The following is a 15016-nucleotide window of genomic DNA, read 5'->3' on the forward strand; positions in this document are numbered from 1 at the left end:
TTACCTGAAGTTCCTGCATTCTAAGGCAATGAAATCGACGAAATCGGCAGGCGTCATGGGCTGCAGGTTTTTGCCGTCGCGATAGCGTGGCGTCACGGTCCCCTGCTCCACCTCTTTGTCACCGATCACCAACATATAAGGAACCTTCTGCAACTGAGCCTCGCGAATCTTGAAACTCAGCTTTTCATTACGGAAATCCGCCTGCACCCTGACGCCGGCTGCCCTGAGAAGCGCCTGCACTTCCTGAGCGAACGCGATCTGGTTATCGGTGACGGTCAGCACGATGGCCTGAACCGGGGAGAGCCAGAGCGGGAAGCTGCCGGCAAAGTGTTCTATCAGAACGCCGATAAAACGCTCGATGGAACCGAGAATCACCCGGTGGACCATGACGGGCCGTTTTTTCTCCCCATCCGGCCCGATATAATTGAGATCAAAGCGCTCCGGAAGGGTAAAATCACACTGGATAGTAGCACACTGCCACCGCCTGTCAAGACAATCGCGCAATTTGATGTCTATCTTGGGTCCGTAGAACGCACCGTCGCCCTCGTTGATCTCGTAGGGACGGCCGGAATCCTTGAGCGCCGACAGGAGTGCGTTGGTGGCCAACTCCCAGGAGGCATCGTCACCGATGGACTTTTCCGGGCGGGTGGACAGTTCCATCTCGTACTCGAACCCGAAGATCGCCATGACGTCGCTGACAAAGGCAAGAACACCCTTGATCTCGGCATCCAGTTGCTCCGGAGTGCAGAGGATATGGGCGTCGTCCTGGGTGAAGCAGCGGACCCGCAAAAGGCCGTGCAGTACGCCGGCCCGCTCGTGGCGGTGCACCGTGCCCAGTTCGAAATAGCGCAACGGCAGGTCGCGGTAGCTGCGAAGCTGGGACTTGTAGATCATCATGTGGGCAAGGCAGTTCATCGGCTTGATGCCGAAGCTCTGCTCGTCCACCTCGGTAAAGTACATATTCTCGCGGTAGTTCTCGTAATGCCCGGAGCGCTGCCACAATTCGGTCTTGAGGATCTGGGGGCCCACCACGATGTCGTAACCGCGCTTGAGGTGTTCCTTGCGTTCGAAGTCTTCCAAAACCGTACGCAACATGGCCCCCTTGGGGTGCCAGATGGCAAAGCCTGCGCCGACCTCGTCGGAAAAGGAGAAGAGATCCAGGTCACGTCCCAGCTTGCGGTGATCGCGGCGCTTGGCCTCTTCCAGGCGATTCAGATAGGCTTCAAGCTCCTTCTTGTCCACAAAGGCCGTGCCGTAGATGCGTTGCAGCATACGGTTCTTCTCATCGCCGCGCCAATAGGCACCGGCAATGGAGAGCAGCTTGAAGGCTTTGATGCGGGAGGTGCTGGGCACGTGGGGGCCGCGGCAGAGGTCGGCAAATTCACCCTGGCTATAGACCGACACCGTTTCAACGCCTAAGTCGTTGATCAGTTCGGTCTTGTAGGGCTCACCCATTTCCTCAAACATACGGATAGCGTCAGCACTGGCCAGCACCCGACGCTCAAGCTTCAGATCGGCCGCGGCAAACTCGGACATCTTGGCCTCGATACGCTCCAAATCTTCCGGGGTAAAGGGCCGGTCCATATCGAAATCGTAGTAAAAGCCGGTCTCAATGGCCGGACCGATGGTCACCTTGGCCTGGGGAAACAACTCCTTCACCGCCTGGGCCATCAGGTGCGAGGCCGAATGACGAATAATTTCCAAGGCTTCGGGGCTTTTTTCGGTGATGATCTCCACATGCGCGCCGTCGCTCACGGGTGCGGTGAGGTCAACCAGTTCGCCATTGATCTTGCCGGCCAGGGCGGCTTTCGCAAGACCGGCTCCAATGGATGCTGCCAGATCGAAAACGTTCGCGCCTGCGGGAAGTTCCCTTACGGAACCGTCAGGAAGCGTGATATTGATACTCGCCATACCAATCTCCTGTGTACTACCGACCTTATGACATCCAAACAGAAAAGGCATCGAAACATCGATGCCCACGCTTGCAGCTTTGCTTAAGCACTGCTTCTTCTTTTAAATGGTAGGCGCGGGCGGTCTCGAACCGCCGACCTCTACCGTGTCAAGGTAGCGCTCTCCCCCTGAGCTACGCGCCTACAAAAAGCTGGAAAGTAATAGCAACATACCGTGAGCTTGTCAAGCAGATATTTTCGAAAATTACCACAAGGGGACATGCGATCGGCAGCGGCATCAGCCGTTAGCGGCTGATGCCGCTGCCGATGGTGGAACGAGGTGGCTCCAATGACCACTACTTGCAGCCGATGGCCGTTGTCGCAAATTCTCCATAATTACCATTGTCATCGATCTTGACATCCAAGGCAACCGAAGCGCCACCGGTTGAGGCGGTGTTGTATACTATTTTGTATTGCGAGGCCAATATGTTTGAGATTTTACTGAATATCCCCTGTAGATCGGCAGCGTTAGAAGTCGAAGTCGAAAAGCTCTGCCCGCCGGTCTGAAGTGCCAATTGCTGCATCAGCGTCGGGTAGGAATGGTTTGGATGGAGAATCGTGACCGTGAAAACCGGTATCTTTTGGGCGATGGCATGGTTGATGAGATCGGTCAGGGTATGCGTTTTCGGGATATCCTCCCCGTCGGAAAGCAGGATCACAATTCGCTGATCGTTGGTTCGTGCGGCGGTGTTATCAACCGCGGCATAGGTTGAATCCCAGATCGAAGACGTCGATGAATCATAGGCATAAGGTGCATCGATAGCGTTTTTCAAAACCTGCACCGAGGAAGCCAATGGATAAAAAGATGTTGGATGGTAGTCTGTCGCAAATTTCATGATCGACACTTCGTCGGTTGTTTGCACGGTTGCAACCAGCGAATCAATGAAGCCTTTCGTGTTATCCTGCATCCACTGCTGTTCAGCAAGACTCAGACTGCCGCTATAATCCATCGCCAAGGTAACGGAGAGTGGGGCCCTTGCCACAACCGATGTTACGACCGGGGCAGGGTTCGTAATGGGAATCCCATTTTCAGTTACCGTAAAGACAGGCGATGTCACGGTCGCTGGTTGACCGGCGCTGTCGGCCACGGTCACAAGGAACCCAAGGGTCTTTGGAGTGGCACTGCAGCCATCCCTTATGATCTCGCTGGCTTTCAGATCAAGGGCCGTCCCCTTCCCGCTCAACCCTACCGTTACCGTCTTATTTGCGGGGTCATTCGAAGTGATCGTCAGGTTGTCGGTGTAAACCTGCTGGTTTTGGGGAACAAGTTGGATGGACGACATGCAGGTGGCTGATGGTGCAATGCTTTTCCCGGAACAGGCATCCGTGGCAATCTTGAATGGCGAACTCGCCCCCTTCTCCAGAGCAAGCGCCACAATAGTCAGGTTTGCCGAACCGGTGTTCGTTATCGTTAGGAGTTGAGTGGAAGAGCCATTAACGACAACCGCCCCAAGGTTCACAGAACTTTGGGTCGAAATTGTGGGAGATGTCGTGGATGGCGAAGGTGTCGAACCGCCTCCACCTCCGCTCGTGCCGGCGCCCCCCCCTCCTCCGCCGCAACCAGAGAGAGCTAGAATGAACAGGCCGATGATATAGGGAGAACACGGACGTCGAACGGCTTTCTTGATTTGCTTGAACATGGCAGCCTCTTTCTGACCGGAAAACTTCCGTACCACCGATTCCCAAGACGTTTATGATCTGGACGTGAGCACCTGCCCCCATACTACAGGCCTGCTGGTATCAGGCATACTTTTACAACCACACTTTCAGAGGCATTAACAAGCACAGATTATGCCAGCCCACGTTCAGACGGGCGTAAATTCCGGCAACAGCCGACAGACATCAGTAAAACCATTGAAATTTGGCCCTATTTTCCCGTTGTGATATTCATTCGGACAGTCGGGAAGGATGATGCTGGTTACGGTTCCTTGGCGCTCCATATCATCATATTTTGTGTTTTGCGGATTAGAGGCGAGTTTCCTCCCTGGGCAACGAGGCGCATTAACCTAACAATATTAATCATTTTATGAAAGGATACCGCAGAATTGCCTTTGTGCAAGCCTACCTGCCGAATGTGTCGGAATGATTAACACCCGTCGTACAAAGATTCCGACAACGCACCATCAGCAGGTATGTGGTAAATGCAAGGCCGACAAATCAGCGAAAGGCAATACCTGATTCCGTAGCAACCAAGGGATGTATGTAGTGGGAGGGTAATTCGGGGAAACGAAGCGTTCCGTGGTGACACGCACCAACATTTATATTCAGGGCCGGCATCGCCAATCCACATCACGCAGTAGAACAGGGGGTTCAACCGCACACGAGAAAGCTGCTGCAAGCCCCTCAGGGATCAGCACTGTTTATGGAGTTACCTGCCTTTCCAGCAGGGCCACGTTTTCCACATGAACCGTCTGGGGAAACATGTCTACCGGCTGGATTTCCCGGCAACAATAGCCACGGCTTTTCAGGGCCACCAAGTCGCGCGCCAGGCTCTGGGGATAGCAGGACACATAGATAATCCTGGAAGGGGCCAGAGCTGCAACCGTATCCAGCACATCCGGCACACACCCCTTGCGGGGCGGGTTGAGCACCGCAACGTCGATCCGCTCCCCTTCCTCCGCCAGATCTTCGAGTAGCTCCGCCGCATCACCGGCTTCGAAGCGGCAGTTTTTACGGCCATTGAGCTTGGCATTCCGACGGGCATCCGCCACCGCCTCTTCCACGACCTCGATACCGATCACCTGCGCCGCCTGATCGGCCAGAAACAACGCTATCCCGCCGATGCCGCAATAGAGGTCGAGCACGTTCTCCCCGCCCCCCAGACCGGCCCAGCGCTTCACCTGTTCGTAGATCAGGCGCGCACCCGAGTTATTGACCTGGAAAAACGACCGGGGGGAGACCTGAAACGCCACATCGCCGATCCTCTCCGTCAGGTAGTGCTGGGGCGTCAGGAAGTAATCCTTTTGTCCCAAAATGACATTCCCCTCGGAGGCGTTCACGTTCTGGGCCATGACCTCGATTTCGGGTGTCATTTCCTGGACAAAGCGCCCCAGGTGATGAATCTCATTATAGGAGCGCCGGGCCGTCACAAAGACCACCATGGCTTTGCGCTCATGCACGGAAACCCGCACCACAAGATAGCGCAGCAGCCCCATCTTGCTCTGGGGGTTGTAGACCGGCACCTTCAGCTTGACGATCCCCTGCCTCACCGCTTCCACGACCCGATTGATCAGCGGGTGATGGAGCGGACATTGATCCAGATCGTAGACATCGTGGCTGGCGCGACGGTAGATGCCGATAAACGGATCGGACCATTTGCCGGCGATGGTTAGTTTCGCCGTGGTGCGATAGTGGATCAGATTTTCCGGAGAGAGCAGCGGGTGAACGGTAATACCCGCCAACTCGCTATGTTTGGCCAATTCCGCCAGGATCATCCCACGTTTCCAGGCGGTCTGCTCACGGTACTTCATGGCGATCAAAGGACAACCGAGGCAATCGGCGCTTTCCGTGCAGGGAGGGCGTTTACTGCGCAGCGGCGAAGGGTGCAGCAGTTTGAGCGTGTGGCCATAGGCCGTGCCGCGGGAAATTTGCTCAATTCTGACCAGGACGACATCGCTCGGCAGGGCCCCGCCGACCCGGAGCGTCATACCGTCGTCGGTACGCGCCGTACCGTAGCCATCCTCATCCAGGGCGGTTATGGCAAACTCCATCACCGCATTGCGTTTGATTTGGGGGGTCCAGCGGGTGTCCTTGGATACAGCAACAGTACCATGTGGGGAAGCGGGCTGCTTTACGGGGCGTTTTCCCCCTCGTTTTATTTCACGTTCATCTTTCACGATTTATTGCACCCTTCCTGTAGATACCCCTGAAACAGGCGGAAGGCCTGTCCCCGGTGACTGATACGATTCTTTTCATCGACGCCGAGTTCCGCCATGGTCCGGTCACAGCCATCGACCAGAAAAAGCGGATCATAGCCAAAGCCGCCTTCGCCGCGTGCGGCGTCGAGAATGCGCCCCCCCACCCTGCCGGTGAAGAGATGCGTATCGCCGGCGGGTGTCACAAAAGCCAGCGTACAGACAAAGGCCGCCGTTCTCGATTCAGGCGGCACTCCCGCCAGTTCGGTAAGCAACTTGGCATTGTTGGCGGCATCCCCGGCTCCTTCGCCGGCAAAACGGGCCGAATAGACGCCGGGACGCCCTTCAAGCGCATCCACCACCAGGCCGGAATCGTCTGCCAGGGCCGGCAGCCCACTGAAGCTGGCGGCCTCACGGGCCTTTTTCAGGGCATTTTCCGCAAAGGTGGCGCCATCCTCCACCGTATCCGGAAATCCTGCAAAATCGCCGGAGCACCGAACCGAAGCGACCAGGCCGGCCAGCAGGGCCTGAATCTCCACCAGCTTGCCCCGGTTACGCGTGGCAACGATGAGCTCTTTCATCCCCGCAGAGCCTCCTGCTGAAAGGCAAAGAGCTGCTGTATGCCGGCCATGGCCTGGCCGCGCATGGCGTCCATCTGGTCAATGGTGAACGGTTCGGCCTCCGCCGTCCCCTGGACTTCCACAAAGCGGCCACTGGATGTCATGACAAAATTCATGTCGACCTCAGCGCTGGAGTCCTCCAGGTAATTCAGGTCCAGCATCGGCTCGCCGGCAATAATGCCGACGCTGACCGCTGCCACGGCCTCCTTGAGCGGGATATCGGCAAAAACGCCCTTGTCGCGGAGCCCGGCCAACGCATCGGCCAGGGCGACATATGCCCCGGTGATGGAGGCGGTTCGCGTGCCGCCGTCAGCCTGGATCACGTCGCAATCGATATAAATGGACCGCTCACCCAACCGGGTCAGGTCGGTAACGGCGCGCAACGAGCGGCCGATCAGGCGCTGGATCTCCAGTGTCCGGCCGGTTTGCTTTCCTTTCGCCGCCTCACGCGGCGACCGGGTATGGGTGGCCCGGGGCAGCATGGCATACTCGGCAGTTACCCACCCGGTTCCCCTGCCCTTCAAAAACGGCGGGACGGATTCCTCCACCGATGCCGTACAGATGACCCGCGTATCGCCGAATGCGATCAGCACGGAGCCCTCGGCGTGTTTGGTGAAGTTGCGCGTGATGGTGATGGGGCGCAAATCGCAGCATCCCCTGCCGTCATTCCTTGTCATTGCATCACTCCTTCCGGTAAAAAACTGGAAGGTGTTCAATATCCTTTCGTTGCCCGTGTGTCAAACAAAAAGGGAACCTGAAACAGGTCCCCTTGTTTGTGAAAGCCTCATGTATAGTGTTCTATCAGCCGAGGTGTGTGTCGTTGCAACGCGTCCGGTTGGCAAGAATGGTGGAGTCGAGCATTTCACCACAGCACGTGCATTTCCATGCATCGAACGAGCGGACAAAATCGTAGAACTTCTCGGCGAACATACGGCCCTTGCAGCGTGGACATTGCATAGCACTCCTCCTCATAGCGAAATTTCAGTAAAATCAGTACCTATGAGTGTTTACACCATGCGTGCCAATTCCGGCCGTGCAGCCCAACATAAATTGTTGTTTTTTAATATTACCTTTATATTCAACTAGTTAGAAATACCTTTTTATTGTTTCATACCTTTTCTCCCCTATGCCCTCAACGTTGAGCAACTCTTCCAGCGCCATTGAACCGCCATTGTTTTGACGGTACGTAACGATGCGCTCGGCGATTAACGGGCCGATGCCGGGGAGTCGGTCAAAATCAGCCTGTCCCATCGTATTGATATCCAAGGGAATTCCCATGAGCATTCTTTCAGAAGCCGGCATCGGCAGGAAGATCACGTCTCCCTGCCCGTCTTCCCTGATCGTGATGCGGATACCTTCACCGTTTTTGAGACGCCGCTCAGCAGCGCCTGCCGGTGCAAGTCTTTTGAGAGGCCGCAATGGTTCCGCCATTTTTATGGCGCCAATCGTCACAAATTTGGCGGATAGAGGATACATGCCGGGATGCGCCACATCCCCTTCCACACGCACGAACCCTTTGACGGAAAAACCCGCCAAAGCGGCGTTTTGTGCGCTTTGACGGGTTTTTAGACCAGCAGGGATCACAAGTGCCGCTGCGACAAGAAGAAGGATTATGCGCTCGTAACGAACCATGTCCCGCCTCCCATGCTCCCGGGCGGAGCCGTTATCCTGGCCTGCGCGGCGCTGGTCCGCGGCTTTTGCCTGCTCACGGTGACGCTGTTCACAAACCGGCTATTCCTGTTCCTCCGACTTGTGCAGCTTGAAATCAATACTATCGATCAGCGCCTGGTAGGAGGCGTCAATGATGTTATCGGATACGCCGACGGTCCCCCAGCGCGTGTGCCTGTCACCCGACTCGATCAGAACGCGGGTCGATGAAGCTGTCCCCTGCCCTGCCGGCAGAACGCGGACCTTGTAGTCCAGGAGTTTGACCTCTTTGAGCTTGGGATAGAATTTTTCCAACGCCTTGCGGATGGCGTTGTCCAAGGCGTTGACCGGACCGCTGCCTTCGGCGGCGGTATGCTCGACCTTGCCGCCGACCCTGACCATGATGGTCGCCTCGGCCAGGGGCTTCTGGTCTTCGCCCCGCTTTTCGTCAATGACCCGGAAACCAAGTACGGTGAAAAACTTGCGATGGGTTCCCAACGCCTTCTTCATCAACAGCTCAAAAGAGGCCTCGGCACCTTCGAATTGATACCCACGGTTTTCCATCTCCTTGATATTGTCGAGGATCTCCAGGGTGACCGGGTCCTTGCTGTCGAGGTTGATGTTGAACTCTTCAGCCTTGGCCAGGATATTCGAGCGGCCGGAGAGATCCGAAACAAGAACCCGGGTGCAATTGCCGACCAGTTCGGGCCGCATATGTTCGTAGGTTTCCGGGTGCCGCTGGATGGCGCTGACATGAACCCCCCCCTTATGGGCAAAGGCGGAATTTCCCACATAGGCTTGGTGCTTGTCGGGGGAGATATTGACCAACTCGTAGACAAAACGGGATAACTCCCTGAGGTGGCGCATCTGCTCGTCACTGATGCACTCCTTGGCCATCTTGACCTTGAGGGCGGGGATGATGGAACAGAGGTTGGCGTTGCCGCAGCGCTCGCCAAAACCGTTAATGGTCCCCTGAACCTGTACGATCCCCAGATCAACGGCGTGCAGGGAGTTGGCTACGGCGCACTCGGAGTCGTTATGGGCATGAATGCCGAGCGGCGTCTTGATCTGTTCCTTTACCGCCGTGATGATCTCGGCCACCTCGAACGGCATGGTCCCGCCATTGGTGTCGCACAGGATGATGCAATCGACGTTGGCCTCTTCCGCCGCCTTGAGGGTCTTAATGGCATAGTCGGGATTGGCCTTGTAACCGTCGAAGAAGTGTTCCGCATCGTAGAATACTTCCGGCGCATGTTTTTTCAGGTATTCCAGGGAATCGTAGATCAGCTCCAGGTTTTCCTCCAGCGAGATGCGCAGCGCCTCGCGGACATGGAAGTCCCACGTCTTGCCGAAGATCGTGATGGCATCCGCCTCAGCCTTGATCAGGGTAACGATATTGTTGTCCTTGTCCGGCGTCACCTTGGCCCGGCGGGTGGAACCGAAGGCGGCAATCTTGGCCTGCCGCAGTTTTTCCTTCTTGATATCCTTGAAAAAAGCGACATCCTTTGGATTACTTCCCGGCCACCCGCCTTCGATATACTGAATCCCAAGCTCGTCCAGCTTACGGGCTATGCGGACCTTATCCTCCACCAGTAACGAAATGTCTTCTGCCTGGGTACCATCCCGCAGGGTTGTGTCATACAGTTTTACAAGGCTCATCGCTACCTCCCCAAGCATTAACAATATGAAGATTCTAAACCGTTTTACATGAGTCAGAAACTATGTTTGTATACTTTTTCCGAAAAATTTTCAACATGCCCGTGGCGCTGACATTCCCCCGCACCCAGAATGCACAAAAGGGCTTACAGGTACAACCTGCAAAGCCCTTTTGCCGTTTCATGCTGGTGCCCGGAGCCGGGGTCGAACCGGCACGACCCGAGAGTCGAGAGATTTTAAGTCTCTTGCGTCTACCAGTTCCGCCATCCGGGCGGCGGTTCAACCATTGAGGGGACTGCTTAGCAGTTTACCCGTTCCTTCAATTCCTTGCCGGTCTTGAAAAACGGCGTCTTTTTCGCCGGGATGCGGACAACCTCGCCACTCTTGGGATTTCGGGCCTCACGCCCCGAACGTTCACGTATCGTAAAGCTGCCGAACCCGCGAATTTCCACCTTGTCGCCGGTTTTCAGGGCATCTTCGATGGAATCGAAAACCGTGTTCACAAGGGCTTCAGAAACCTTCATATTCAACATTCCGTGTGTCTGAACGACTTTTTCGATCAGTTCACTTTTGGTCATCGCATCGTCTCCTGCTTCGTAGTAAAACGTGAATTATTGATTGTTTTTGTTGTTAAGTTCCTGCTGCAAAAGCTCACCCAAGTTGGAGGTCGCCTCGCCCTGGGAGCTCAGGTATTGGGCAAACTCAGCCTTCTCCGCCGCAGCCTGCATTGCCTTGATGGAGAGCGAAATGCGGCGTTCACGCGAATCGCAACTCAACACTACCGCCTCAAGGTTGTCGCCGATGGCAGCGAATTCCTTGGCGGACGGCACTTTTTCGCGAGACAGCTCGGATACGTGGATCAAACCTTCAATGCCCTCTTCAAGCTCGACAAAGACGCCGAAATCGGTCAGGGAGGTCACCTTGCCGGTCACCTTGGCACCGGCCCGGTACTTGTCGGGAGCAAGGCTCCAGGGGTCCGGCTCAAGCTGTTTGATGCCGAGAGAGAGACGCTCGTTGTCCACATCCACCTTGAGTACCACGGCCTGGACGAGCTGCGCTTTTTCGTAGACATCGCCCGGGTGTTTGACCCGCTTGGTCCACGAGATGTCGGAGACATGGACCAGACCGTCGATGCCGTCTTCTATGCCGATGAACATGCCGAAATCGGTCATGTTCTTGATCTGACCTTCGATCTTGGTGCCAACGGGATACTTTTCGGCAATCGTTTTCCAGGGGTTTTCCGACACCTGCTTCAGCCCCAGGGATATCTTGCGGTTGTCCATGTCAATCCCCAGCACGACCGCCTCAACTTCGTCGCCGACCGTGAGTACATCGGCGGCGCGGCGGACCCGCTTGGTCCAGGACATCTCGGAGACATGGATCAAACCTTCGACCCCCGGTTCCAATTCCACAAAGGCACCGTATTCCATCAGGCTGACAACGCGGCCCCTGATGCGGCTTTCCAGGGGATAGCGGGAGGGGACCTCCAGCCAGGGATCGGAAAGGGTCTGTTTGATGCCGAGGGAAATTTTCCCCTTGGCGCGATCAAACTTGAGCACCTTGGCGGTCACCTCCTGACCCGGCTTGAGGATATCGGACGGCTTGCCCACCCGGCCCCAGGAGAGGTCGGAGACATGCAACAGCCCATCCACGCCCCCCAGATCCACAAATGCCCCGTAATCGGTGACGTTTTTGACAACGCCATTCACAATCTGCCCTTCCTCGAGCTTTGCGAGGGTTACGTCGCGGATTGCAGCCCGTTCCTCCTCAAGGATGGCGCGGCGGGAGAGAACGATATTGTCGCGTTTCTGGTTCAGCTTGATGATCTTGAACTTGGACTTCAAGCCAATATAGCTTTCGGCATCGGACGACGGCCTGATATCCACCTGAGAGGTGGGGAGGAAGGCGGGAACGCCGATATCCACCGTGTACCCCCCGTTGACCCGTGCCGTAATGGTCCCTTCGATAATGCCGCCTTCCTGCCCGGAACCGCCGATCTTTTCCCAGGCGGCCAGGTAGTCGGCCTTTCTTTTCGAGAGGATATACCCCTTTTTCCCGTCTTCGCGCGTCATGAGAACCCGAATGCGCTCACCGACCTGGACCGTAATCTCGCCATTGGCATCACGGAACTCGTTGGCCGAAACAAAACCTTCCGACTTAAGGCCGATATCCACCAACACGGTATCCTGGTCAATACGGACGACCGTACCTTCTATAATTTTATCCCGTTCAGGCCTTTCTTTGAGACTCTCGTTGTAGAGCGCGGCAAATTCACTGCTTTGCTGTTCAGCGTCGTCGTCTTGCTCACCGGTGTCTGAAGTGTCGAGCCTTTTGAAATCAACCATTAAAACTTACCCCCTGGACGTTTTTCTATCTTGCGGTTTTCCTGTTTTGTATATGATGTATTTGTAAGCATTGTAATATAGCAACGAGTTGGGAAAAATTCAATTGCTTTTATTCAGCTCCTCAATCCGGCTCACCACTTCATCGATGATCCATTTGGGAGTCGATGCCCCGGCCGTGACCCCTACCCGCTCGACCCCGCTAAACCAACCGGGATCGATCTCGGCGGCGGTTTCTATGTGGTGGGTGCGCGGCTGGATTTCAACACACACCTCGGATAGCCGGCGCGTGTTGGCGCTGTTGAAGCCCCCCACCACCAGCATGCAGTCAACCTGGTACGCCAACTCCTTGGCTTCCTCCTGGCGTATCGCCGTGGCGTCGCAGATCGTGTTGAACACCCGAATCTCGCCGCCCCGCAAAAGGCACTCCGACACGACGTTTTTGAGGTTTTCGAACGACTGGGTCGTCTGGGCGACGACGCCGATCTTGTTCATCTTGGGAAGTTTGCTGACCTCTTCGCCGGAACCGACGACAAACACCTTGTCGCCGCCATAGGAGACGATCCCCTGCACCTCGGGATGGTCGGCGTCTCCAACCACAACCACGCCGTAGCCGGTCTCGGAGAGCCGCTTGACATGTTCCTGGGCCTTCTTGACGAAAGGACAGGTCGCGTCAACGATCTCCAACTGCTTTTGCACCGCCTCTTCGATCTCGTGGGAAGCCACCCCGTGGGAGCGGATGATGATGGTGCCGCGATCCATGGTGTCCAGGTTCTTGAGCACCTTGACCCCCATCTCCTCAAGCTTGTTGACGACCTGGGGGGAGTGGATGATCGGCCCGAGGGTATAGGTTGTCTTATCGATCCCCGCCGCCTCAAAGGCCATCTGGGTGGCCCGCTTGACGCCGAAGCAGAATCCTGCGCGCTTTGCGAGAAGAACTTTCATAGTAGTGTCCCAGCCTGTTGGATTTTTCCCCGGGCAATGTCTTCCATTTTGTTCAGCACCTCGTCGATACTGCTATGGGACGAATCAACGGGAATTGCGTCCTCGGCCTGCCTGAGCGGGGCGATATCACGCTGGGAATCCTGGCGATCCCTCCGGGTAACCGCTTCGATGGTCTCTTCCAGGGTTACCCGTTCCCCGTTGCCGACCAGTTCCGCGTAACGACGCTTCCCCCGTTCCTCGGGGGAGGCGAAGAGGAAGAATTTGAGCTCGGCATCGGGAAAGACAGCCGTGCCGATGTCCCGCCCTTCGAGCACCACACCGCCGTCCTGTCCCAGGCGGCGTTGAAGCAGCATCATGGATTCGCGCACCGGCCTGAGGGCCGAGATGCGCGAGGTCATCAGGGACATCTCCGGCGTTCGGATCGACTCGGTAACATCCTGCCCGTTGGCATACACCCGCAGGGAGCAGTTGGCGTTATCAAGGCGGATATCCGCGTTGTTGCAGAGACGTTCCACGGCAGCGACATCGCCGGGATCGATCCCCGCCTGACCGACGAGAAAGGCCACAGCCCGATACATGGCACCGGTATCGATCTGGAGATAGCCAAGCCGTTTGGCCAACAAACGGGCGATGGTACTCTTACCGGCGCCGGAAGGGCCGTCGATGGCGATGATCAGGCCGTTGGGGCGTGCGTTCACGGCCATCACCTGCCTGCCACCTGTTCCAGCAGCGGGAAAAAGGAAGGAAAGGACGTTGCCACGCACTCCACATCGCGGATGGTAATCCCACCGTGCGACACCAGGGCCGCAACCGACAGGGACATGGCGATGCGGTGATCGCCGTAGCTGTCCACCGTGCCGCCGCCGAGGCGTTCCGTGCCGAGGATGTCCATACCGTCGTCGCACTCCTCGACCACGACCCCGAGCGTGCGCAGGTTCGTTGCCATGGCCGCGATCCGGTCGGTCTCCTTGACCCGCAACTCCCTGGCCCCTCGCACCGTGGTCCGCCCTTCCGCGCAGGCCGCCGCCACACAGATGACCGGGAATTCGTCGATGGCCCGCGGCACCACGTCGCCGGAGATCTGGATGGCCTTCAGCCGCGACGAGCGGACCAGGACATCGGCCACCGGCTCGCCGGAGACTTCGCGTTCGTGGAGCAGTTCGAGAGAGCCGCCCATGGACCTGAGGATGTCGATGACCCCCGTGCGGGTCGGGTTGATGCCCACGTTGCGGATGAGCAATTCCGCACCCGGCGTGACCAGGGCCGCGACCATGAAAAAAGCCGCCGAGGAGATATCGCCCGGAACCCCGATTTCCTGACCGGTGAGTTCGGTCCCGCCGCGAACCGTGACGCCGTTTTTGAACACCTCCAGCGAGGCCCCGAACAGGCGGAACATGCGCTCCGAATGGTCACGGGAAAGGGTCGGCTCGCGGACGGAGGTTTCCCCGTCGGCATACAGGCCGGCCAGCATGATGGCTGACTTCACCTGGGCGCTGGAAACCGGCGATTCATAGCCGATGGCATTCAGGGCACCGCCGGTGATGGCAAGCGGCGCCAGGGTCCCCTTGTCACGCCCCATGATGCGGGCGCCCATGCGGACAAGTGGTTCCACTACCCGCTTCATGGGGCGCTTACGCAGATACTGGTCGCCGGTTACCACCGAGAAGAAGGATTGGCCTGCCAAGAGGCCGGTCAAAAGGCGGATGCTGGTGCCGGAATTACCGCAATCGATGATGTCCGCAGGCTCCTTGAGACCGCGCAGCCCCTGGCCGTGTATCGTCACGATTTCGCCGTCGTCCTCGATCCGCACCCCCATGGCGCGGAAGGCCCCCATAGTCGCCATGTTGTCTTCACCGCGCAGGAAACCTCTGATGGTGGTAACACCATTGGCAATAGCCCCCAACATGATGGAGCGGTGGGAGATGGACTTGTCCCCGGGGACGGTGATCTCGCCATTGACCGACACTGCAGGTTGTATTGTGATGGATTTCACGCAAAGACTC

12 protein-coding genes and 2 tRNA genes are annotated in these 15016 nt (G+C 57.0%); all 14 read right to left on the reverse strand.

Translation table 11 applies throughout. The annotated features are described in order from the left end of the window. The 14 genes from thrS to aroA all read right to left on the reverse strand — a co-directional run bounded on the left by thrS (nucleotide 1) and on the right by aroA (nucleotide 15006). Nucleotides 1-1911 carry a threonine--tRNA ligase gene (gene thrS, locus F6V30_RS15910; RefSeq protein ID WP_151158059.1) on the reverse strand — a complete coding sequence of 637 codons (1911 nt, stop codon included), beginning with the start codon at nucleotides 1909-1911 and terminating at the stop codon, nucleotides 1-3. A gap of 107 nt (nucleotides 1912-2018) precedes the next feature. After that, nucleotides 2019-2093 (reverse strand) — tRNA-Val (locus F6V30_RS15915). A 152-nt stretch (nucleotides 2094-2245) separates the two neighbouring features. Continuing rightward, complete coding sequence (locus F6V30_RS15920) at nucleotides 2246-3589, reverse strand: VWA domain-containing protein (RefSeq protein ID WP_151158061.1); 1344 nt, start codon at nucleotides 3587-3589, stop codon at nucleotides 2246-2248. Nucleotides 3590-4309: 720 nt separating this feature from the next. Beyond that, nucleotides 4310-5659, reverse strand: coding sequence for a 23S rRNA (uracil(1939)-C(5))-methyltransferase RlmD (gene rlmD / locus F6V30_RS15925; protein ID WP_151158063.1), 1350 nt, complete (start codon nucleotides 5657-5659; stop codon nucleotides 4310-4312). A 122-nt stretch (nucleotides 5660-5781) separates the two neighbouring features. After that, nucleotides 5782-6384, reverse strand: coding sequence for an XTP/dITP diphosphatase (locus tag F6V30_RS15930; protein ID WP_151158066.1), 603 nt, complete (start codon nucleotides 6382-6384; stop codon nucleotides 5782-5784). Next, the gene (rph, locus tag F6V30_RS15935; RefSeq protein WP_151158068.1) at nucleotides 6381-7100 is read right to left on the reverse strand and encodes a ribonuclease PH; all 720 of its coding nucleotides are present in this window, start codon (nucleotides 7098-7100) and stop codon (nucleotides 6381-6383) included. The genes F6V30_RS15930 and rph overlap by 4 nt, the downstream gene beginning before the upstream one ends. A gap of 409 nt (nucleotides 7101-7509) precedes the next feature. After that, complete coding sequence (locus tag F6V30_RS15945; RefSeq protein WP_151158071.1) at nucleotides 7510-8055, reverse strand: ComEA family DNA-binding protein; 546 nt, start codon at nucleotides 8053-8055, stop codon at nucleotides 7510-7512. A 99-nt stretch (nucleotides 8056-8154) separates the two neighbouring features. Beyond that, nucleotides 8155-9729, reverse strand: coding sequence for a citramalate synthase (gene cimA, locus F6V30_RS15950; RefSeq protein ID WP_151158073.1), 1575 nt, complete (start codon nucleotides 9727-9729; stop codon nucleotides 8155-8157). A 183-nt stretch (nucleotides 9730-9912) separates the two neighbouring features. Next, nucleotides 9913-9999, reverse strand: a tRNA-Leu gene (locus F6V30_RS15955). A gap of 26 nt (nucleotides 10000-10025) precedes the next feature. After that, on the reverse strand, nucleotides 10026-10304 hold the full coding sequence (locus F6V30_RS15960) for an integration host factor subunit beta (protein ID WP_149210658.1): 279 nt from the start codon (nucleotides 10302-10304) through the stop codon (nucleotides 10026-10028). Between the two features lie 33 nt (nucleotides 10305-10337). Beyond that, nucleotides 10338-12071: a 30S ribosomal protein S1 gene (locus F6V30_RS15965; protein WP_151158075.1), complete on the reverse strand. Its 1734-nt coding sequence runs from the start codon at nucleotides 12069-12071 to the stop codon at nucleotides 10338-10340. Between the two features lie 99 nt (nucleotides 12072-12170). Next, nucleotides 12171-13013 (reverse strand): 4-hydroxy-3-methylbut-2-enyl diphosphate reductase, encoded by an 843-nt coding sequence (gene ispH / locus F6V30_RS15970; protein WP_151158077.1) that lies wholly within the window; start codon nucleotides 13011-13013, stop codon nucleotides 12171-12173. After that, complete coding sequence (cmk, locus tag F6V30_RS15975; RefSeq protein ID WP_420850295.1) at nucleotides 13010-13711, reverse strand: (d)CMP kinase; 702 nt, start codon at nucleotides 13709-13711, stop codon at nucleotides 13010-13012. Before cmk ends, ispH begins: the two co-directional genes overlap by 4 nt. 5 nt (nucleotides 13712-13716) lie before the next feature. Then, on the reverse strand, nucleotides 13717-15006 hold the full coding sequence (gene aroA, locus F6V30_RS15980) for a 3-phosphoshikimate 1-carboxyvinyltransferase (protein ID WP_151158081.1): 1290 nt from the start codon (nucleotides 15004-15006) through the stop codon (nucleotides 13717-13719). Between the last annotated feature and the right edge of the window lie 10 nt (nucleotides 15007-15016).

This window comes from Oryzomonas sagensis (assembly GCF_008802355.1).
Classification (GTDB): Bacteria; Desulfobacterota; Desulfuromonadia; order Geobacterales; family Pseudopelobacteraceae; genus Oryzomonas; species Oryzomonas sagensis.